The sequence below is a fragment of the Staphylococcus sp. HMSC055A09 genome (assembly GCF_001809655.1).
GTDB lineage: Bacteria > Bacillota > Bacilli > Staphylococcales > Staphylococcaceae > Staphylococcus > Staphylococcus capitis.
In genome coordinates this window covers 21,986-43,352 of the sequence record NZ_KV798369.1, presented here as the reverse complement: position 1 = coordinate 43,352, position 21,367 = coordinate 21,986, and the positions used below count along the sequence as shown (strand labels likewise).

The window sequence follows — 21,367 nt, the reverse complement described above, 5'->3', positions numbered from 1 at the left end:
TAAGTAGTTTTTAATTTATGATTTTTGTATGAGCGCGTTAGTTGTATTGCTATTTGGTCATTAGACTATGACGTTTTATTAATTAAATTTAAATTCGAAGTAAATATTTTAAATAAAAGAATTATTTATTCTTTTTATATGCTAATATTGCAATGTATATAATTTTTCAAAAGGAGGAACTATATGAAAAAAATCATAATCACTATTATCACTTTATTTATAACCCTTGGTACGATACTAAACTTTAACCTCGTTAATGCTTCAGAACAACACACGCACTCAAATGACAATCAAAGTAAAACTGAACACACAATATTACATACTAATGATATTCATGGTCGCTTCGTAGAAGAAAAAGGACGTGTTATTGGCATGCCTAAATTAAAAGGTCTCAAAAATAAAGAAAAACCTGATTTAGTTTTAGACTCTGGGGATGCCTTTCAAGGATTGCCAGTTTCTAACCATTCAAAAGGTGAAGAAATGGCTAAAGCAATGAATAAAGTAGGCTATGACGCTATGACAATTGGTAATCATGAATTTGATTTTGGCTATAACCAATTATTAAAATTACAAAAACAGCTTCATTTTCCAATGATCTCATCAAATATTTATAAAAACGGGAAGCGCATTTTCAAACCTTCAACTATAATTAAACGTAATGGTGTGCGATACGGTTTAGTAGGTGTTACAACTCCCGAAACTAAAATTAAAACCTCTCCTGATGCTGTGAAAGATGTAGAATTTAAAGATCCATTGAGCAGTGTGAAAGGTGCTATTAAAGAAATGGATGGTAAAGCAGATGTATATGTTGTTTTATCTCATCTTGGCATCGATAAAAATACTAAAAAAGAATGGCGTGGAGATTATCTAATTGAACAATTATCCAAAGATAACTCAATAAAAAAACCAATCATAGTTTTAGATGGTCACTCACATTCTGTTATAAAACATGGCAAAAAGTATAATCATGGTATCTTAGCTCAAACGGGTACTGCTTTGGAAAATGTAGGCAAAATTAGTTTTCTTTTTAACCATCATAAAGTGTCAGATTTAAAAGCGAGTCTGATTAACGTCAAAGATACAAATAAAATAAAAGCTGATCCCTCAATAGAAAAACAAGTAAATAAAGCGAATAATGAATTTAAAAAAGAAACATCTAAAGTGATTATTCCTAATAATAAAGTTGAATTTAAAGGCGATAAAAATATAGCTCGTACTCAAGAAACGAATTTAGGAAATCTAATTACAGATGCGATGGAGGATTACGCAGCGAAAAACTTTAAACATAAGCCAGATTTCGCAGTGACTAATGGCGGTGGTATTCGCGCTTCCATCTCTAAAGGCAAAGTCACTCAAAACGATATTATTACAGTGCTGCCTTTCGGTAATTTAATTTCACAGATTAAAGTTAAAGGTACGAATGTGAAGAAAGCATTTGAACATAGTCTAGGTTCTCCTACTGAAACAAAAGATGGTAAGAAACAACTATCACCAAATGGCGGTTTCTTACAAGTTTCGAAATCAATACGTGTTTATTATGATATGAATCAAAAATCTGGCTCAAGAGTTCGAGATATTCAAGTTCGTAATCGCGAGACCGGAAAATTTGAAAAATTAAATCCTAATAAAACATATTATGTTGCTACCAATGATTTTACCGCTAACAAAGGTGATGGCTACGATATGTTTGGAGGACAACGTGAGGAAGGTATTTCGCTTGATGAAGTCGTAGGAAATTATATTCAAAAGCACAATTTAAATGAATATAATACTAATAATCCTGAAAGAATCATTAATGGAAAATTAGATTCAGTGAAAAAATCAACACATAAATCAGACAATGGTAAACAATCAAGCAATCATACTCACAAAAAGTCAGCCTAAATATACAAGAGACTCTGAGATAAAATAGTCATTCTCAGAGTCACTTTTTTATGATTAAACTCTATTTTATTAAGAAACATATATAGTTAATCAAACGCATAAAGATTATTTACTTACGGAAAATATTAAATAAGACAAAGTTGATTTTTAATTTAGTCCAAATTAAAAGATACTCACGCTTATCGCAGATAATCAAAATGATTAGAGTAAGTCCCGAAAAGGGGTTCAAATACTGAGACTATTAGTCCAAAAGATGGCATTGAAAGGTGACAGTCATATTTCTTGGGAAATAATTCTCCATCCACTTATAGCAGTCTGCCGTTTGTGCGAGGTTACAGTGCCCTCCTACTACTTCAACTACGTTTGCAATTCATAAAGGCAAACGTTATCATTAATTTAAGTTAAATATAATGTAGGTGATCGTAATGAATGGTGGTTTGAAAACGTATAAACAACGACAAGTAGGTTTGCTATCTAGCTTATTAATCTTTTTAGCATTTATCTTTCAAAATATTTATGTACTTGTAACTAAACATGAGTTAGTGCCTGAGATGCTAAGTACATTTAGCCTACTCGTTTTTCTAATTTTAGCTACACTTTGTGTTAAACAGGTTATATATAATTATAGACATCGACCATGATAGAACCCATATAAAATCCCGCTAGTTAATTTTAACGGGATTAATAATATGATTAATTATCACTTTCAAGTGCTTTTTTATAGAAATACTGAGCTACTACAATATCAACAATGGCTAGACCCACTGATTTAAATAAAGTTACCTCTTTTTCGTCCTCACGTCCTGCTTTCTTACCTGAGACAATATCACCTAACTCACCATATAACATATTGTGAGTTAATATACCCTCTTCCTGAGGCACTTTTAAATCGCCTGTCTCTTCCATTGCCGCTTCGGTCGATTCAACAACAATCTTATTAGCGATCATCATAGACTCTGACGGTAATTCTTGCATATCAGGTTTGAATGAACCTACTGCATTAAGATGGACGCCTGGGTGTAACGTGTGTGAATATACTGGTTCTGAAGCATTTGTAGCGGTAACTATAATATCCGCAGCCTCCATTGCTTCATCTGCTTGATCATACGTTTTGGCTTTAACTCCATATTTTTGTTGAGTTGCTTCAGCAAGCTTTTCAGCTTTTTCCTTAGTTCTACTTGAAAAGTGAACTTCCTCAATATTTCTCACAGCCATGACAGCTTCTATGAGACCTTCAGCTTGTACTCCGGCACCAATGACAGTTAATACTTTAGCATCTTCACGAGACAAATATTTTGTAGCCACACCAGAAATCGCGCCTGTTCTAATTTTAGTTAAATAACCACCATCTAGTACTGCTAGTGTTTCCCCCGTTTCATAATCGCTTAGTATTACTGAGCCTGTAATTGTTGCTTTACCTTTTTTAGGATTATCAGGAGCAAATGAAACGGTTTTTAATCCGACAATTTTTAATTCATCTGATAATGCTGGCATCACTAAGTATCGATTGTGTTTATTAAATGGCAACACATGTCGCAATGGGGTTTCAGTTTTATCTTCTGAAAATGCTTTTAGCGCTTGTCCAACCTCTTCAATAACTTCATTCATATTTAATAACTCTGATTGAGTTTGTTCATCTAAATATCGCATTTTAAACTCTCCTTTATACCATGACGCTTTTAAATAACATTCCCTTAGATTTTAGTATCTAACATAATTGAATGATTAAAATAGTATTGCTAAAAGTATCGATGTGAGTACCACTAAATTAAATAAATTGATAAAAATACTTATATTAAGCGTATCCTTAATATCGTCTTGAGTTCTTGATATAAAACTAAATATCAATGAAATGATAAGTAAGAAAATGCTAAATAAAGCAAAAAATGAGACTATATCTGGTCCTACTTCACTTATACGATTTAAAGATAGGCTGATCCAAGTGATTAAAATAATATAATTAAATAGGTTCATTCCATATATTACATACTTCATTAATACCACCCGATTATTTAAATATATTTTTTACTATCGTTTCAAATTTGAATTATAATTTACATTGTTACTTTCACTCATATAATAATACACTCTGATTAAAATAATAAGTAATCCGATAAATGAAGCTAAAATGTCGGATTTATTAAATTTTTGTTGTGACAATGTAAATTCCGTGCTATTCTATTATTTATAAATAAAAGGCAATGTGCATTAACACATTACCTTGCGATTTTGCTTCTTTTTAGCAAAACTATTTAATTAACTTTTGACAACTATCACCCTTCTTTTGAAGGGTGATTTTTATTTATTCAAAATTTGATATCGATTAACAACTTTCCCATTCTTTTTAATATAGGGTTCGATTTCATAACCACCATATTTTTTTATGACATTTTGAGATGCGTAATTGAATGGATTTGTAGTCATAAGAATTGTTTCAACATTTCGTATTTTTAAGTAGTCAAGGGCTTGTCCTAATAAGGTTGAGGCATATCCTTTACCTCTATATGATCGAGCTACGCCATACCCAATATGACCCCCAATGTTTCTTAATCGATGATTGAGTTCGTGTCTAATATCCACCGCACCCACAATATTTCCATCAACAAAATAAAATAATGTTGTGGTGGGAACCCAATCTTTACTTGGTCTTTCTTGATTAAGAAAATCAACCATATCTTTGAAGGACTGATATTCTTTTAAATTCGTATTTCCTGGTACAACTTTTTCATTATTGTCATACCATTCTTGAATATAAACGTTGAATGTTTCTTCATCTTTATACGTAAGTTGTCTTAATTCTTCCACTCCGTTATACCTCTTCTCATCCATTCATTTCACTATTATTGTAAAATGAATAAACCACTATATTAAAGTATTTTAAATCAGAAAAATTAAAGGCACTCACTCTCTAAGAGACAAGTGCCTTAAGAATAACAATCTATATAATATTTAATTCTTTTCCAACCTTCTCATAAGCATTAAGGGCTTTATCTAACATATCTTTAGTATGAGCAGCTGTAGGCATATTTCTTACACGACCGGTACCTCTAGGAACTGTTGGGAATACTATTGACTTAACATAGATTCCTTCTTCTTTAAGACGTTTACTAAACTCTTGCGTATCTTTTTCATCTCCAATAATGACTGGAGTAATTGGTGTTTCAGATTCCCCAGTATTAAAACCTAATTTAGAGAGTCCATCTTTTAAATATTGTGCGTTATCCCATAATTGATCATGTAATTCTGTAGATGCCATTAATTTTTTAACAGCTTCAGTAATAGCCTTAGTATCTCCAGGTGCTAATGAAGTCGAGAATAAGAACGGTCTTGATTGTGCTTTTAACCAATCAATTAATTGTTTAGAGCCTGCTACATAACCACCTACAACACCAATGGCTTTAGATAATGTGCCAATTTGGAAGTCAATTTTATCTTGTAAACCGAAATGTTTAACTGTACCTGCACCTTTACCCATAACACCTGAACCATGAGCGTCATCAACATAAGTTAATAAACCAAATTCTTCAGCAATTTTTACAATTTCTGGTAGCTTAGCAACATCCCCATCCATACTAAATACACCATCAGTAATATACATTACTTTATTGTATTGTCCAGACTCAACAGCTTCTTTAGCTTTTGTACGTAAATCCTCCATATCTGAATGATTTACTCGAATAATTTTAGCTTTAGATAAGCGACAACCATCAATAATAGAGGCATGGTTTAATTCGTCAGATAAAATAGCATCATTTTTATTCATAACAGCTGATATAGCAGCCATATTACAATTAAACCCTGATTGATATGCAATAGCTGCTTCAGTACCTTTAAACTGTGCAAGTGTATCTTCTAACTCATCATGTAAGTCCAATGTACCATTAATTGAGCGTACTGCACCTGCACCCACTCCGTGTGAATCAATTGCTTTTTTAGCTGCTTCTTTTAAATCTTCATTCGTAGCAAGTCCTAAGTAGTTATTTGATGATAAATTGACGTAGTTTTTACCATTAATTTTGATTTCAGGACCATTTGCTCCCTCAATTGAGTCAATTTCGTTATATAAGCCATTGTCTTTTAAATATTGTATATTTTCATCTAAAAACTCATTTAGTGATTGAACCACAATTAAATCCCCCTTGTGTTGTCTATTTTCTTTAATCATACCTTAATTTTCAGAATCATGAAAGTCTTATCATTTATAGGTGTTATCACCTTGTTTTATTGAAAAATAATTAATATGAAAGCCTACTTTAGCTTAATCAATAATGATATACTAATTACGATAATAAGAAGGAAGAAGTGATAAATGTGTTTGATTGGTTCCAATTGGCTAGCAAAAAAGAGAAAAGAAAGGTACAACTACGACGATATTTGCATCAATATCCCGAACTCTCTTTTGAGGAAAAGCGTACGCATGACTTTATCGTGAATCAATTAAGCCAGTTGTCATGTGATATTGTTACTCCAGTTGGCCGTAATGGTATCAAAGCTACATTTAAAGGTAGTGAAAACGGCCCAACTATAGCATTTCGTGCAGACTTTGATGCCCTACCTGTTCAAGAATTAAACGACGTCCCATACCGTTCTAAAAACGAGGGCTGTATGCATGCATGTGGTCATGATGGTCACACGGCAATATTACTTGGAGTTGCTGAAATAGTAAATGAACACCGCCATTTATTAAAAGGAAACGTTGTATTCATCTTCCAATATGGGGAAGAAATTATGCCTGGTGGCTCTCAGGAAATGATTGATGATGGCTGTCTTCAAGATGTTGATAAAATCTATGGTACACATTTGTGGAGTGGTTATCCTTCAGGTACTATTTACTCTAGACCTGGTGCGATCATGGCATCACCTGATGAGTTTAGTATCACGATCAAAGGTAGCGGTGGACATGGGGCTAAACCCCATGAAACCATTGATCCTATAGTCATTATGGCTGAATTTATTTTAAGTGCACAAAAGATTGTCTCTAGGACGATAGACCCAGTTAAAGAAGCTGTTGTGACATTTGGGATGGTACAAGCTGGATCAACAGATAGTGTTATTCCGGATACCGCCTTTTGTAAAGGAACTGTTCGTACATTTGACACCGAGCTACAAAACCATATTAAGAATAAAATGGATAAACTATTACAGGGCTTAGCTGTTGCTAATGATATTACTTATGACATGAATTATATTAAAGGCTATTTACCTGTACACAATCATCCGCAATCTTATGAGGTTGTTAAACAAGCAGCGAATGATTTACATTTAAGATTTAATGAATCAGATTTGATGATGATTGGCGAAGATTTTTCACATTATCTTAAAGTACGTCCAGGTGCCTTTTTCTTAACAGGTTGTGGTAATGGGGATAAAGGTATATCCGCGCCACATCATAATCCATACTTTGATATAGATGAATCATCTTTTAAATATGCTGCAAGCGAATTTCTTAAAATACTAGAAATTGAACATGTATTTTAACGATTTATAATATATAGAGCGTGTTCTACCTTACTTTTAAATAAGTAAGATAGAACACGCTTTTTGTGTGAGAAAAAATTAAAAATTTAATACTAAGTTGACTTACTCTCAGCTAAACGAGCTTTTCTGAATAAAAAAATAGGAAATATATGTAAAAATTGGAATAAAAAAAGACTCCCAAACTGGGAGTCCTTAGAAATAATGAATAATAAATATTATTCGAAGATTTCAGTTACAACGCCTGATCCAACAGTACGTCCACCTTCACGGATTGAGAAACGAGTACCGTCTTCAATAGCGATAGGAGCGATTAATTCAACTGTCATTTCAACGTTGTCGCCAGGCATAACCATTTCAGTACCTTCTGGTAAGTTAACAACACCAGTTACGTCAGTAGTACGGAAATAGAATTGTGGGCGGTAGTTACTGAAGAATGGAGTGTGACGTCCACCTTCGTCTTTAGATAAAACGTAAACTTCCGCTTTGAATTTAGTGTGTGGTGTGATTGAACCAGGAGCAGCTAATACTTGACCACGTTGTACGTCTTCACGAGCAACACCACGTAATAAAGCACCGATGTTGTCACCAGCTTCAGCGTAGTCTAATAATTTACGGAACATTTCTACACCAGTAACAGTTGTTTTAGAAGTTTCGTGGATACCGATGATTTCAACTTCTTCACCAACTTTGATTTGACCACGTTCAACACGGCCTGTAGCAACAGTACCACGACCAGTGATTGAGAATACGTCCTCAACTGGCATCATGAATGGTTTGTCAGAATCACGTTCTGGAGTTGGAATGTAATCATCAACTGCTTGCATTAATTCTAAGATTTTTTCTTCGTATTGAGCATCGCCTTCTAAAGCTTTTAATGCTGAACCAGCGATTACAGGTACATCATCACCTGGGAAGTCATATTCGCTTAATAAGTCACGAACTTCCATTTCAACTAATTCTAATAATTCTTCGTCGTCTACCATGTCAACTTTGTTTAAGAATACAACTAATGCTGGTACACCAACGTTACGTGATAATAAGATGTGTTCACGAGTTTGTGGCATTGGACCGTCAGCAGCAGATACTACTAAGATACCGCCGTCCATTTGAGCAGCACCAGTGATCATGTTTTTAACATAGTCAGCGTGTCCTGGGCAGTCAACGTGAGCATAGTGACGTTTGTCAGTTTGATACTCGATGTGTGCAGTATTGATTGTAATACCACGTTCTTTTTCTTCTGGAGCGTTGTCAATCATGTCGTATGATTGTGCAACAGTGTCACCATTTTTAGCTAATACAGTTGCGATAGCAGCTGTTAAAGTTGTTTTACCATGGTCAACGTGACCGATAGTACCAATATTGGCATGTTCTTTTGAGCGATCAAATTTTTCTTTTGCCATTATTAAATCTCTCCTATTCTTAGTAAAAGTTATTTCAAATTTATCTCTCATGATAGTTTCTCACCATCATGAGAAGATAATTGATTGAGTTAAGCCTAAAAGAATTTATAATTCTTTTATAATGCATTTACCCTTAAAAATCAAATCATAAAAGTGATAGCTTAACAATAAGCTCAACCTGTATTTTAACCTAGCATGGCTAGTCTTAACAAGTTAAATTACTCACCTTTATTTTTCTTGATGATTTCATCAGCGATTGATTTAGGAACTTCTGCATAGTGGTCAAAGTACATAGTGTAAGTACCGCGACCTTGAGTGTTAGAACGTAATGAAGTTGCGTAACCAAACATTTCTGAAAGTGGTACAAAGGCATTTACAACTTGTGCATTACCACGAGGTTCCATACCATCTACACGTCCACGACGAGCAGTTACGTCACCCATGATATCGCCCATGTATTCTTCAGGCATTTCGATAGTTACTTTCATCATTGGTTCTAAGATAACTGGATCACATTTTTTAGCAGCTTCTTTAAGCGCTAATGATGCAGCAATTTTGAAGGCCATTTCAGATGAATCGACATCGTGGTAAGAACCATCAAATAATTTTGCTTTAACATCGATTAATGGATAACCAGCTAAGACACCATTTTCCATAGCATCTTTAAGACCTTGTTCAACTGATGGAATGTATTCACGTGGAACTACACCACCAACGATAGAGTTTTCGAATTCGAAACCTCCACCTGTTTCGTTAGGTGTGAATTCGATATGAACATCACCGTATTGACCACGACCACCAGATTGACGAGAGAATTTACCTTGAACTTGTGCAGATTGCTTGAATGTTTCACGGTATGAAACCATAGGAGCACCTACATTACATTCAACGTTGAATTCTTTCTTCATACGGTCAACTAAGATGTCTAAGTGTAATTCACCCATACCACCGATGATAACTTGTCCAGTTTCTTCATCAGTATGTGCATGGAATGTTGGGTCTTCTTCTTGTAATTTAACTAAAGCTTGAGTCATTTTATCTTGGTCAGCTTTAGATTTTGGTTCAACAGATAAGTGGATAACTGGCTCTGGGAATTCCATTGATTCCAAGATAATGTCGTTTTTCTCACCACATAAAGTATCACCAGTACCTGTTTCTTTAAGACCTACCGCAGCAGCGATATCACCTGAGTAAACAGTATCGATTTCTTGACGTGAGTTTGCGTGCATTTGTAATAAACGACCTACACGTTCACGTTTATCTTTAGTAGAGTTCTTCACGTATGAACCTGAAGTTAATGTACCTGAGTACACACGGAAGAATGTTAATTTACCAACATAAGGGTCAGTCATAACTTTGAATGCTAATGCAGCGAATTCAGCTGAATCGTCTGGTTTAGCAACAACTTCTTCTTCAGGGTCATTAGCACGGTGACCAATGATTGGTTTAACGTCTAATGGTGAAGGTAAGTAGTCAATTACTGCATTAAGCATTAATTGAACACCTTTGTTTTTGAATGCTGTACCACAAAGTACTGGGTAAAATTCTACGTCAGTAGTTGCTTTACGGATAGCAGCTTTTAATTCATCGATAGAAATTTCTTCGTCACCAAGATATTTCTCCATTAATTCGTCGTTGCTTTCTGCAACAGCTTCGATTAATTGAGCACGAGCTTCTTCAGCTCTTTCTTTGTGATCGTCAGGAATTTCAATTTCATCGATTTCTGTACCTAAATCGTTAGTATATCTAAAGCATTTCATTTCAACTAAGTCAATGATTGCTTCGAATTCATCTTCGGCACCAATTGGTAATTGGATAGGTGCAGCATTTGCTTGTAAACGATCATGTAAAGTGCTTACTGAATATTCGAAGTTAGCACCTAATTTATCCATTTTGTTTACGAATACGATACGTGGTACGCCATAAGTAGTTGCTTGACGCCAAACTGTTTCAGTTTGAGGTTCTACACCTGATTGAGCATCAAGTACAGTAACCGCACCGTCAAGTACACGTAATGAACGTTCAACTTCAACAGTGAAGTCTACGTGTCCAGGTGTATCGATAATGTTGACACGGTGGCCATCCCATTGTGCTGTTGTTGCAGCAGATGTGATTGTGATACCACGGTCTTGTTCTTGTTCCATCCAGTCCATTTGTGAAGCACCTTCGTGTGTTTCACCAATTTTGTGGATACGACCTGTGTAATAAAGAATACGTTCAGTCGTAGTAGTCTTACCAGCATCAATGTGAGCCATGATACCGATGTTACGAGTATTTTTCAAAGAAAAGTCTCTTGCCATGTGTTTTTCTCCTTCCAGTATTTACTGAATAAGTACTATAGATATGGCGATGCCCTAAGCATGAGCCATTATTGGTAAACCTTATAACGGAACACACTCAGGGTAAAAGCTTTCATCTTACCAACGGTAGTGAGCAAATGCTTTGTTTGCTTCAGCCATTTTGTGAGTGTCCTCACGTTTTTTGACTGCACCACCTGTATTATTTGCAGCGTCTAAGATTTCGTTAGCTAAACGATCTTCCATAGTTTTCTCACCACGAAGACGAGCGTAGTTTACTAACCAACGTAATCCTAAAGTAGTACGACGTTCTGGGCGTACCTCAACTGGTACTTGGTAGTTAGAACCACCCACACGACGAGCTTTAACTTCTAATACTGGCATAATGTTATTGATTGCTTCTTCGAATACTTCTAATGCATCACGACCACTACGTTGTTCAACTAAGTCGAATGCAGAATAAAGAATTCTTTGAGCTGTTCCGCGTTTACCGTCTAACATAATTTTGTTAATTAATTTAGTAACTAACTTAGAGTTATGAATTGGATCCGGTAATACGTCTCTTTTTGGTACTGATCCTTTACGAGGCATAATGTAAATCCTCCCTTCCTATTATAGTATAATCTTTAAAAATGTATTTAAAATTTACGTAATCTTAAACTTAATTTTTAGGTTTTTTAGTTCCGTATAATGAACGACCTTGTCTACGTCCATCAACACCTGAAGTATCAAGTGCACCACGTACAATATGATAACGCACACCAGGTAAGTCTTTAACACGTCCACCACGTACAAGTACTACACTGTGTTCTTGTAAGTTGTGTCCGATACCAGGGATGTATGCGTTGATTTCAATGTTATTTGATAAACGCACACGCGCATATTTACGTAACGCTGAGTTAGGTTTTTTAGGTGTCATAGTACCTACACGAGTACAAACACCACGTTTTTGAGGTGAGTTTAAGTTAGTAAATTGTTTCTTTTTACTATTGAAACCTCTGTTTAAAGCTGGTGAATCTGATTTCTTAGTTTTGCTTTTTCTTGGTTTACGTACTAATTGGTTAATAGTTGGCATTGAATGTGTCCTCCTCTCTTCATTTTTTAATCCCACACATCCAGGTGGTTCATTTTAAGGTTAAATAAAATTTAGTAAGCATCATACTTACTAATTCTCATTCAATAACGCAACAATAGTTGCATTAACATTGATACCTACATATTCTCCTAAAGCCCGCTGGCTAGAAAAAAATGTCACTGGTATATTTTCTTGATTGATATAGCTTAACACGCGAGTTAATAAATGAACTTCAACGTCTTTAGCGATAATCAATGATGCAACTTGATCTTTCTTTAACGCTTTAAGCGTTTCTTTAAGACCAACTACATAGTGTTGTTTGTTAAAGCGTGCAACTTTTTCATTAGACATGTACATATCCTCCAAAGTTCTGCTTGCATCAACCTTTAATATATTAACATTTTTTAATACACATAGTCAACAATAACTCTAAGCTTTTAAAAATAAATATATAAGAGAGTGAGGTATTAACTCCTCACTCTCAAGTTAAAATTTATTCAGTAATCTCAACATCTTCAGTTACATCTGCTACAGGAGCTGATGTTTTATCATATTGAACATCACTGTAACGTCTCATACCAGTACCTGCTGGGATTAGCTTACCGATAATAACGTTTTCTTTAAGTCCAAGTAAGTCATCGCGTTTACCTTTAATTGCTGCATCTGTAAGAACGCGTGTTGTTTCTTGGAATGACGCAGCTGATAAGAAGCTTTCAGTTTCAAGAGAAGCTTTTGTAATACCAAGCAATACTGGTTTAGCAGTTGCTGGACGTTTACGGTGTTTAAAGGCTTCTCTGTTAGCATCAGTAAAGCTGTGAATGTCCACAAGAGAACCTGGTAATAATTTAGTGTCACCAGCTTCAATGATACGAACTTTACGTAACATTTGTCTAACCATAACTTCAACGTGTTTATCGTCGATTTCAACACCTTGCATACGGTAAACTTTTTGAACTTCTTTTAATAGGTAACTTTCAGTCGCATTAAGTCCTGCTACTGCTAAGTAGTTTTTAGGCTCAATTGAACCTTCAGTAAGAACTTCACCACGTGCCACTGATTGACCAACTTCAACTTTAAGTCTTGAAGTACCTGAAGCTAGATATGATCTAGTTTCGTTAGCACCTTTAACAACAATTTCTTGTTGACGATCTTTAGCTAATTTAATGTCTTCTACTACACCTTCGATTTCAGTAATAACCGCTTGTCCTTTAGGGTTACGTGCTTCAAAGATTTCTTGGATACGTGGAAGACCTTGAGTGATATCGCTTCCTGCTACCCCACCAGTGTGGAATGTACGCATTGTAAGCTGTGTACCTGGCTCACCGATTGATTGAGCGGCAATCGTACCAACTGCTTCACCGACTTCAACTTTTTCACCTGTAGCAAGGTTTTTACCGTAACATTTTTCACAAACACCGTGACGAGTGTTACATGTAAACGCTGAGCGGATGTACATTTGTTCAATACCAGCATCAGTAATTTTCTTAGCGATATCTGCAGTAATTAATTCGTCTGGACGAATGATTACTTCATCAGTTTCAGGATGACGAATTGTTTCTTTAGAATAACGACCTTCGATACGTTCAATAAATGGTTCAATCATTTCTGTACCTTCTTTGATATCAGAAACTAATAAACCACGGTCAGTGCCACAGTCTTCTTCACGTACGATAACATCTTGCGCAACGTCAACAAGACGACGAGTAAGGTAACCAGAGTCAGCTGTTTTAAGAGCTGTATCGGCAAGACCTTTACGAGCACCGTGAGTTGAGATGAAGTATTCTAATACTGTTAAACCTTCACGGAATGAAGATGTGATTGGCAATTCGATAATTTTACCTGATGGTGCAGCCATTAATCCACGCATACCTGCTAATTGCGTGAAGTTAGATGCGTTACCACGGGCACCAGAATCACTCATCATGAAAATAGGGTTTGTTTTCTCAAGAGATTGCATTAATTCGCCTTGAATTTGGTCTTTTGCGTCAGTCCAAATTTCAACAACAGCGTTATAACGTTCATCTTCAGTGATTAAACCACGATTATATTGTTTAGTTACACGTTCAACTAATTTTTCATGTTCATCTAAGATATCTTGTTTGTCTGGAAGTACCACGATGTCAGATACACCAACAGTAATACCAGCTTTAGATGAGAATTTGAAACCTAAGTCTTTCATTCTATCTAACATCATAGATGTGTCAGTAATACTAAATCTATTGAATACTTCAGCAATGATGTTTCCTAAGAATTTCTTATTGAATGGCTCAATAAGTTCTTCATTTTCAAAGTATTCTTTTAAGCCACCCTCACCTAATTGAGTCGGATCTATGAAGTATTTATCTGGCGTAGTATCTTCTAAATTTGCTTGACTAGGTTCATTAATATATGCAAATGAATCAGGAATGATTTCATTGAAAATAATTTTACCTACTGAAGTAACTAAGATTTTACTATTTTGAGCATCTGTGAACGTTGGGTTGTTGAATGAGCTTGCATGCACACCAATACGAGTGTGTAAGTGTACATGACCGTTCGCATAAGCTTTTAATACTTCATTAGTGTCATTGAAAATCGCACCAGTATTAACAGCATCTTTACGTTCTAATGTTAAATAGTAGTTACCTAATACCATATCCTGAGATGGTGTAACAACTGGTTTACCATCTTTCGGGTTAAGGATGTTTTGTGCCGCAAGCATTAACATACGTGCCTCAGCTTGTGCTTCTTTTGATAATGGTACGTGAACCGCCATTTGGTCACCGTCAAAGTCCGCATTGTAAGCTGTTGTTACAAGTGGATGAAGACGGATTGCACGACCCTCAACTAATGTTGGTTCAAATGCTTGGATACCAAGTCTATGAAGCGTTGGTGCACGGTTAAGTAATACTGGGTGTTCAGTGATAACATCTTCTAATACATCCCAAACTTCATCATCCATGCGTTCGATTTTACTTTTCGCATTTTTGATATTTGTAGCAATTTCACGTTGAACTAATTCCTTCATAACGAATGGTTTAAATAGTTCAAGTGCCATTTCTTTAGGCAATCCACATTGATACATTTTTAAGCTTGGCCCAACGGCGATAACCGAACGACCTGAATAGTCAACACGTTTACCAAGTAAGTTTTGACGGAAACGACCTTGTTTACCTTTTAACATGTGTGAAAGTGATTTTAATGGACGGTTACCTGGTCCAGTAACTGGACGACCACGACGTCCGTTATCAATTAAAGCGTCTACAGCTTCTTGTAACATACGTTTTTCGTTTTGAACGATGATGCCAGGTGCACCTAAGTCTAATAAACGTTTCAAACGATTGTTACGGTTGATTACACGACGATATAAGTCGTTTAAATCACTTGTAGCAAAACGTCCACCGTCTAATTGAACCATTGGACGAATTTCAGGTGGGATGATTGGAAGTACATCTAAAATCATCCATGAAGGATTGTTTCCTGAATTTCTGAATGATTCAACCACTTCTAAACGTTTAATTGCACGAGTTAGTCTTTGACCAGTAGCAGACTCTAACTCATCTCTTAACAGTTTTAGTTCTTCATCTAAATCAATTTCTTCTAATAGGTCTTTAATACCTTCAGCACCCATTTTAGCTACGAATTGATTAGGATATTTGTCATAATATTCTCTGAACTCTGCTTCAGATAATAATGTTTTCTTCTCTAATCCAGTAGGGCCTGGATCTACTACAACATAAGAAGCGAAGTAGATGACTTCTTCTAATGCTCTTGGAGACATGTCTAGCAATAGACCCATACGACTTGGAATTCCTTTGAAATACCAAATATGTGATACAGGTGCTGCTAATTCAATGTGTCCCATTCTTTCACGACGCACTTTTGATTTAGTTACTTCAACGCCACATCTGTCACATACCATACCTTTGTAGCGTACACGTTTGTACTTACCACAACTACATTCCCAGTCTTTCGTAGGTCCAAAAATTCTCTCACAGAAAAGACCATCTTTTTCTGGTTTTAAAGTACGATAGTTAATTGTTTCAGGTTTCTTAACTTCACCATAAGACCATGAACGAATTTTTTCAGGTGAAGCTAATCCTATTTTCATATAATGGAAATTATTTACATCAATCAAGGAGCCTACCTCCTTCAATTTAGATTAGCTGTGCTATTTGATTGATTTATCTTCATTGAAATCGAATACCTTAAAGAGGTTGAAATGATTCACATTTCATTACCTCTTTAAGAATCCTTTTATCTTAAGTGCTTTTTAATCAGTTGTTTTCTTTTGTGATTCAGGAGCATCTTTTTGTTGTAAATCTACTTTGCGTTCTGTTGCATCTTCATCATCAACGTCCGCCATTTCAATTTCGTTGTTTTGCTCATCCATCACTTTAACATCTAATCCTAAACTTTGTAGTTCTTTCATCAATACTCTGAATGATTCAGGAACACTTGGTCTAGAGATGTTTTCACCTTTAACGATAGATTCGTAAGTTTTTACACGACCTACAGTATCGTCAGATTTATAAGTTAAGATTTCTTGTAAAGTATATGCAGCACCATAAGCTTCAAGTGCCCATACCTCCATCTCACCAAAACGTTGACCACCGAATTGTGCTTTACCACCAAGTGGTTGTTGTGTAACAAGTGAGTATGGACCAGTTGAACGTGCGTGTAACTTGTCATCAACCATGTGAGCAAGTTTAAGCATATACATAACACCTACAGAAATACGGTTATCGAATGGTTCACCTGTACGTCCATCATATAATACAGTTTTACCATCGCGAGCCATGCCTGCTTCTTCGATAGTAGACCATACATCCTCATCGTTAGCACCATCAAATACTGGAGATGCAACGTGGATGCCTAGGTTTTTAGCAGCCATACCTAAGTGCAACTCAAGGACTTGTCCGATGTTCATACGTGATGGTACACCAAGTGGGTTTAACATGATATCAATTGGGCGTCCATCTGGTAAGTAAGGCATATCTTCTTCAGGAACGATTTTAGAAATAACACCTTTGTTACCGTGACGACCACACATTTTGTCCCCAACATGAATTTTACGTTTTTGAACAATATAAACTCTTACTAATTGGTTTACACCTGGAGATAATGTGTCGTCTCCTTCTTCACGATTAAACACTTTAACATCTAGTACAATACCACCTGCACCGTGTGGCACACGTAATGAAGTATCGCGAACTTCACGAGCTTTTTCGCCGAAAATTGCATGTAATAATCTTTCTTCAGCTGTTAACTCAGTTACACCTTTAGGCGTCACTTTACCAACTAAAATGTCGCCATCCTTAACTTCAGCACCTACATAGACGATACCTCTATCATCTAGGTTTTTAAGTGCACTTTCAGATACGTTAGGGATATCTCGAGTGATTTCCTCAGGTCCTAATTTAGTATCACGAGCTTCTGATTCATATTCCTCTATGTGAATAGAAGTGTAAACGTCATCTTTAACTAAACGTTCACTCATAATTACAGCATCCTCGTAGTTGTAACCGTCCCAAGTCATGAAACCAACAACTACATTTCGTCCTAATGCCATTTCACCTAATTCCATTGAAGGACCATCGGCAAGGATTTCATTATATTCAACCACGTCACCAACTGAAACAATTGGACGTTGGTTATAACAAGTACCTGTGTTAGAACGTTTGAATTTAGCTAATGGATAACGGTCTAATTCACCTTCGTGTTCAGTGCCATTTTCCTCAACTAAACGACGCACTAAAATTTCACTAGATTCAACGTGCTCAACACGACCTCTGTGTTTAGCAGTGATTGCAGCACCAGAGTCACGTGCAGCCACATGTTCCATACCAGTACCAACAAATGGTGCTTCAGTGTTCATCAATGGTACCGCTTGACGTTGCATGTTCGCACCCATTAATGCACGGTTAGAGTCATCGTTTTCTAAGAATGGAATACATGCTGTAGCTGCTGATACAACTTGTTTAGGTGATACATCCATGTAATCCATTTTTTCTTTCGCCATAACTGTGTTATTACCACGGAAACGACAAACAACCTCGTCATCTAAGAAACGACCATTTTCGTCTAAACGTGAGTTGGCTTGGGCAACTACATAGCTATCTTCTTCATCAGCAGTTAAGTAATCGATTTGATCTGTAATAGAGTTCGTATCTAAATCAACTTTACGATACGGTGTCTCAATGAAACCAAATTCATTTACTCGTGCATAACTTGATAATGAGTTAATTAAACCAATATTTGGACCCTCTGGTGTTTCAATTGGACACATACGACCATAGTGTGAGTAATGAACGTCACGTACTTCCATTTGAGCACGTTCACGAGTTAAACCACCAGGTCCTAATGCTGATAAACGACGTTTGTGAGTCAACTCAGCTAATGGGTTAGCTTGGTCCATGAATTGTGATAATTGAGAACTACCAAAGAATTCTTTAATTGATGCAATAACTGGACGAATATTGATTAATTGTTGTGGTGTAATTGAATCAGTGTCTTGGATTGACATTCTTTCACGCACGACACGTTCCATTCTTGATAAACCGATACGGAATTGGTTTTGTAATAATTCACCAACTGAGCGTAAACGACGATTACCTAAGTGGTCGATATCATCTGTATAACCAATGCCATTTAATAAGTTAAAGAAGTAACTCATTGAAGCTATGATATCAGCTGGAGTTATACATTTAACTTCTGAGTCTGGTAATGCATTACCGATAACAGTAGTTGTACGACCTTCCTCGTCATTAGGTACGTATACTTTGATTGATTGAATTTCAACTGGTTCGTCAATAACGCTACCTTCAAGTTCAAAGACTTCGCTATTAGCGTTTGTTTCTAGAACTTCCATAATTTCATCAATCTTACGACGATCTAGTACTGTGCCTTCTTCAGCTACAATTTCGCCTGTTTCACTGTTAACAATAGGCTCTGCTAATTTTTGATTGAATAAACGATGTTTTAAGTGTAATTTCTTATTAGCTTTATAACGACCTACGCTTGCTAAATCATAACGTTTAGGGTCAAAGAAACGTGAGTATAATAAGCTTTTAGCATTTTCTACTGTTGGTGGTTCGCCAGGACGTAAACGTTCATAAATTTCTAATAAAGCTTGTTCTGTGTTTTCAGTACCATCTTTTTCTAATGTATTACGTAAATATTCACTTTCTCCTAGTAAATCAATGATTTCTTGATCACTTGAAAAACCAAGTGCACGTAATAATACAGTTAATGGTAATTTACGAGTTCTATCGATACGAACGTACACTACATCTTTTGCGTCAGTTTCATATTCTAACCAAGCACCACGGTTAGGAATAATAGTTGCATCGTAGTTTTCACGTCCATTTTTATCAATCTTTTCATTGAAGTAAACGGATGGTGAACGTACCAATTGAGATACGATAACACGTTCAGCACCATTGATTACAAATGTACCTGTGTCTGTCATTAATGGGAAATCACCCATGAAGACTTCTTGTTCTTTAACTTCGCCTGTTTCTTTAATAATAAGACGTACTTTGACACGAAGAGGTGCAGCATAAGTAGCGTCACGATTTTTTGATTCTTCTAAATCGTATTTTGGTTCACCTAATCTATAATCTACAAATTCTAAAGATAGGTTACCTGTGAAATCTTCAATTGGAGAAATGTCTCTGAACATCTCTAATAAACCTTCTTTAAGGAACCAATCGTAAGATTTTGTTTGAATTTCTATTAAGTTTGGTAATTCTAATACTTCTGAAATTCTCGCGTAATTTCTACGTTTACGATGTCTTCCATATTGGACAACTTGACCTGCCAAACAGATTCACCCCTCAAAAATTGTGTGTTTTACTTATACATTGAAATAGGACACAATAAAGAATATAAAAGACAAAAAGAAAACGGCAACACTTATGATGACACCATTTTCGATTTATATTTATACTTAATTTATTTATCCTTTTACGTAAAAGTACACACTTATTGAACATAAATTTTTACATTTTATAACTATATCAGAATACGATTTTGAAATCAACCTTTTAAACTTTTCAAAATATAATATCCTTTACTCTTATTAACGACTTCTACATGGTTAAAGCATTCTTGCATTTTCTTCTTTGCAGATGGCATACCTTGTTTCTTTTGTATCACAACATAGAGTGCACCTTGATCTTTTAATTTGCCATAAGCCTCTTCAAAAATTCTATGCACTACATCTTTACCAGCTCTAATAGGTGGATTTGTCAGAATGTAATCAAATTGTTGATCACTTACACCTGACAAGCAGTCACTTTCTATTATTTCAGCATTTTCAATTTGATTTTTAGTTTTATTCATTCCAGTAAGAGCCAATGCTCTATTATTTACATCTAACATATATAATTGATGATGTGGTGAAACTTTAGCAATAGTTAATCCGATAGGCCCATATCCGCAACCAACATCGGCAATATATTTACTAGGTCCAGGCGGATGTTCCTTTAAAAATGTTTTAATTAACAAATCCGAACCATAATCTACTCTATCTTTTGAGAACACACCTGTGTCAGTCGTGAACTCTAAATGCACCTTATCAAAATGATAACTTATTTTCTTTTGATTGCTTTTCACTTCAGGATTTTCATCATAGTAGTGACTCATGTCCACACCTCAATTAAAATTTATTCGTATGCTTAAGCTAGTTAATCTATAATACTAAATATAATTACAAGGTAATTAAAAACCCCGTTATCGCAATAACGGGGTTTTAATTTCTCAAAGAATTCAGGTTGTATTTGACTCGACAAAACTTATAAAGTTGGTCGAACAAATCTCTTCAACCTAACTATTTAATTAGAGAGTAGAAACTATTTTAATTCTACAGTAGCTCCAACTTCTTCTAATTGTTCTTTAAGTTTTTCTGCATCTTCTTTAGGCATAGCTTCTTTAATTACTTTAGGAGCTCCGTCTACTAATTCTTTAGCATCTTTTAATCCTAAGCCAGTTGCTTCTTTAACTGCTTTAACAACTTTGATTTTTGAAGATCCAGCTGAAGTTAATTCAACATCAAATTCAGTTTTTTCAGCTGCTGCGTCGCCGCCACCAGCTGCACCTGCTGCTGCTACTGGAGCTGCTGCAGTTACACCAAATTCTTCTTCAATTGCTTTTACTAAATCGTTTAATTCTAATACTGACATTTCTTTAATTGCTTCAATGATTTGTTCTTGATTAGCCATTTTAAAATTCCTCCATTTAATTTAATTTTT

At 35.5% G+C, this 21,367-nt stretch carries 16 protein-coding genes; 3 read left to right on the top strand and 13 right to left on the bottom strand.

Going from position 1 to position 21,367, the window contains the following annotated elements:
* Positions 1 to 183: 183 nt before the first annotated feature.
* Positions 184 to 1,884, top strand: coding sequence for a 5'-nucleotidase C-terminal domain-containing protein (locus HMPREF2642_RS05755; RefSeq protein WP_030059901.1), 1,701 nt, complete (start codon positions 184 to 186; stop codon positions 1,882 to 1,884).
* A 425-nt stretch (positions 1,885 to 2,309) separates the two neighbouring features.
* On the top strand, positions 2,310 to 2,525 hold the full coding sequence (locus tag HMPREF2642_RS05750; protein ID WP_002433257.1) for a hypothetical protein: 216 nt from the start codon (positions 2,310 to 2,312) through the stop codon (positions 2,523 to 2,525).
* 52 nt (positions 2,526 to 2,577) lie between these two features.
* Here HMPREF2642_RS05750 and HMPREF2642_RS05745 read toward each other — a convergent pair whose 3' ends face one another.
* The 4 genes from HMPREF2642_RS05745 to HMPREF2642_RS05730 all read right to left on the bottom strand — a co-directional run bounded on the left by HMPREF2642_RS05745 (position 2,578) and on the right by HMPREF2642_RS05730 (position 6,010).
* Positions 2,578 to 3,534 carry an ornithine cyclodeaminase family protein gene (locus HMPREF2642_RS05745; protein ID WP_030059899.1) on the bottom strand — a complete coding sequence of 319 codons (957 nt, stop codon included), beginning with the start codon at positions 3,532 to 3,534 and terminating at the stop codon, positions 2,578 to 2,580.
* Positions 3,535 to 3,609: 75 nt separating this feature from the next.
* A complete protein-coding gene (locus HMPREF2642_RS05740; protein WP_030059897.1) occupies positions 3,610 to 3,879 on the bottom strand; it encodes a hypothetical protein in 270 nt (89 codons plus the stop codon).
* Between the two features lie 303 nt (positions 3,880 to 4,182).
* Entirely contained in the window at positions 4,183 to 4,689 is a 507-nt protein-coding gene (locus HMPREF2642_RS05735) for a GNAT family N-acetyltransferase (protein WP_030059895.1), read from the bottom strand.
* Between the two features lie 133 nt (positions 4,690 to 4,822).
* Positions 4,823 to 6,010 carry a glycine C-acetyltransferase gene (locus tag HMPREF2642_RS05730; RefSeq protein WP_030059893.1) on the bottom strand — a complete coding sequence of 396 codons (1,188 nt, stop codon included), beginning with the start codon at positions 6,008 to 6,010 and terminating at the stop codon, positions 4,823 to 4,825.
* 185 nt (positions 6,011 to 6,195) lie between these two features.
* Here HMPREF2642_RS05730 and HMPREF2642_RS05725 point away from each other — a divergent pair, with 185 nt between their 5' ends.
* Complete coding sequence (locus tag HMPREF2642_RS05725; protein ID WP_070597723.1) at positions 6,196 to 7,362, top strand: M20 family metallopeptidase; 1,167 nt, start codon at positions 6,196 to 6,198, stop codon at positions 7,360 to 7,362.
* Positions 7,363 to 7,577: 215 nt separating this feature from the next.
* Here HMPREF2642_RS05725 and tuf read toward each other — a convergent pair whose 3' ends face one another.
* The 9 genes from tuf to rplL form a co-directional block, all read right to left on the bottom strand.
* A complete protein-coding gene (gene tuf, locus HMPREF2642_RS05720) occupies positions 7,578 to 8,762 on the bottom strand; it encodes an elongation factor Tu (RefSeq protein WP_002432994.1) in 1,185 nt (394 codons plus the stop codon).
* 218 nt (positions 8,763 to 8,980) lie between these two features.
* Entirely contained in the window at positions 8,981 to 11,062 is a 2,082-nt protein-coding gene (gene fusA / locus HMPREF2642_RS05715) for an elongation factor G (RefSeq protein ID WP_002469900.1), read from the bottom strand.
* Positions 11,063 to 11,179: 117 nt separating this feature from the next.
* Positions 11,180 to 11,650, bottom strand: a complete 471-nt coding sequence (gene rpsG, locus HMPREF2642_RS05710; RefSeq protein WP_001137495.1) for a 30S ribosomal protein S7 — start codon at positions 11,648 to 11,650, stop codon at positions 11,180 to 11,182.
* Between the two features lie 70 nt (positions 11,651 to 11,720).
* Positions 11,721 to 12,134: a 30S ribosomal protein S12 gene (gene rpsL, locus HMPREF2642_RS05705; RefSeq protein ID WP_002433334.1), complete on the bottom strand. Its 414-nt coding sequence runs from the start codon at positions 12,132 to 12,134 to the stop codon at positions 11,721 to 11,723.
* Positions 12,135 to 12,224: 90 nt separating this feature from the next.
* Positions 12,225 to 12,485, bottom strand: a complete 261-nt coding sequence (locus tag HMPREF2642_RS05700) for a ribosomal L7Ae/L30e/S12e/Gadd45 family protein (protein WP_002433271.1) — start codon at positions 12,483 to 12,485, stop codon at positions 12,225 to 12,227.
* A 142-nt stretch (positions 12,486 to 12,627) separates the two neighbouring features.
* A complete protein-coding gene (rpoC, locus tag HMPREF2642_RS05695; protein WP_161799215.1) occupies positions 12,628 to 16,224 on the bottom strand; it encodes a DNA-directed RNA polymerase subunit beta' in 3,597 nt (1,198 codons plus the stop codon).
* Positions 16,225 to 16,386: 162 nt separating this feature from the next.
* On the bottom strand, positions 16,387 to 19,938 hold the full coding sequence (gene rpoB / locus HMPREF2642_RS05690) for a DNA-directed RNA polymerase subunit beta (protein WP_070597722.1): 3,552 nt from the start codon (positions 19,936 to 19,938) through the stop codon (positions 16,387 to 16,389).
* Between the two features lie 215 nt (positions 19,939 to 20,153).
* The gene (locus HMPREF2642_RS05685) at positions 20,154 to 20,762 is read right to left on the bottom strand and encodes a class I SAM-dependent methyltransferase (RefSeq protein WP_030059243.1); all 609 of its coding nucleotides are present in this window, start codon (positions 20,760 to 20,762) and stop codon (positions 20,154 to 20,156) included.
* A gap of 206 nt (positions 20,763 to 20,968) precedes the next feature.
* Entirely contained in the window at positions 20,969 to 21,337 is a 369-nt protein-coding gene (rplL, locus tag HMPREF2642_RS05680; protein WP_002433406.1) for a 50S ribosomal protein L7/L12, read from the bottom strand.
* Positions 21,338 to 21,367 lie beyond the last annotated feature (30 nt).

Coding starts and splice junctions, on each gene's coding strand:
- HMPREF2642_RS05755 (WP_030059901.1), top strand. CDS start 184: ATGAAAAAAATCATAATCACTATTATCACTTTATTTATAACCCTTGGT.
- HMPREF2642_RS05750 (WP_002433257.1), top strand. CDS start 2,310: ATGAATGGTGGTTTGAAAACGTATAAACAACGACAAGTAGGTTTGCTA.
- HMPREF2642_RS05745 (WP_030059899.1), bottom strand. CDS start 3,534: ATGCGATATTTAGATGAACAAACTCAATCAGAGTTATTAAATATGAAT.
- HMPREF2642_RS05740 (WP_030059897.1), bottom strand. CDS start 3,879: ATGAAGTATGTAATATATGGAATGAACCTATTTAATTATATTATTTTA.
- tuf (WP_002432994.1), bottom strand. CDS start 8,762: ATGGCAAAAGAAAAATTTGATCGCTCAAAAGAACATGCCAATATTGGT.
- fusA (WP_002469900.1), bottom strand. CDS start 11,062: ATGGCAAGAGACTTTTCTTTGAAAAATACTCGTAACATCGGTATCATG.
- rpsG (WP_001137495.1), bottom strand. CDS start 11,650: ATGCCTCGTAAAGGATCAGTACCAAAAAGAGACGTATTACCGGATCCA.
- rpsL (WP_002433334.1), bottom strand. CDS start 12,134: ATGCCAACTATTAACCAATTAGTACGTAAACCAAGAAAAAGCAAAACT.
- HMPREF2642_RS05700 (WP_002433271.1), bottom strand. CDS start 12,485: ATGTCTAATGAAAAAGTTGCACGCTTTAACAAACAACACTATGTAGTT.
- rpoC (WP_161799215.1), bottom strand. CDS start 16,224: ATGAAAATAGGATTAGCTTCACCTGAAAAAATTCGTTCATGGTCTTAT.
- HMPREF2642_RS05685 (WP_030059243.1), bottom strand. CDS start 20,762: ATGAGTCACTACTATGATGAAAATCCTGAAGTGAAAAGCAATCAAAAG.
- rplL (WP_002433406.1), bottom strand. CDS start 21,337: ATGGCTAATCAAGAACAAATCATTGAAGCAATTAAAGAAATGTCAGTA.